The 834-nt window shown below is 39.6% G+C and carries 1 protein-coding gene; it reads right to left on the bottom strand.

Annotation, left to right across the window (positions count from 1 at the left end; all coding sequences use genetic code 11):
- On the bottom strand, positions 1-697 hold a 697-nt coding region (locus tag GSY63_RS00060; RefSeq protein WP_208094406.1), incomplete at its 3' end, for a transposase.
- Positions 698-834 lie beyond the last annotated feature (137 nt).

Below are 834 nucleotides of genomic sequence, written 5' to 3'. Positions count from 1 at the left end.
GTTGTCCTTTTATCCCCTTAACAGGTGTAAGCATGATAGAATTGGTATTTATAGCTAAATCTTTAAAGAATTCCGCATCATTGTAAATTTTATCCCCAAAGAAAGTGCGGTTGTTTATATTGCTCCAATCTTGCCTGAAAACATTTAAATCATTCTCGGATGCCGGAGTGATTACTACATGTTCGGGAAAAGGCAAGCGTTTTGGGCCGTGAAAGGCCAGGGCATGTAACTTAAGCCCATAGTAAAACATGGATTTAGTAGAGCAATACCCTTTGTCCGTGATTTCAGTGGCTACTTTAGCGCTGCGCTTTCCTGAGCAGGTAATAATAGGCATAGAATCGAGTAAGCTTATAGCAGTGTCACATTCCGGTGGTATAAAAGTCGAAAAGGAATGAGCAGCTACAGCTTTAAACGCCTCACTAAGCCTGTTTAACCTGTTATTAAAAGCTTTGTAAGAAGGCAACGCAGGAAACCAGGAACGCAGGTACTGGTCAGCAAAAGCATAGACCTGCGATACACTGAAACGTTGCTCCTGCTGAACAGTAAAAAGATATAATGTCATAATTTCCTGATCTGTAAAGTCGGGTTTGTCGTTATTGGTGTATCTTTGAGATAGGTGTTTGAGTTCGTCGCTGTGTAACTTGCATATATACAGGTATATAGCGATTAGTTTGAGTGCCTTAGCCTTGGGAATCATTCTTAAAGTTCGATGTGGTAATCTTCTTTAAGATACTGATTTTCAAGGCTTTAACCAAATATATTCGTCGCTAAATCGCTCACAATCAACGATTTATCTCCTGAAGTTATCAACATATTTCGACTCTTGATTCGCAT

It is taken from the genome of Mucilaginibacter agri, assembly GCF_009928685.1.
In the GTDB taxonomy this organism is placed as follows: Bacteria; Bacteroidota; Bacteroidia; order Sphingobacteriales; family Sphingobacteriaceae; genus Mucilaginibacter; species Mucilaginibacter agri.
This window is presented reverse-complemented; position numbering and strand designations above follow the sequence as displayed.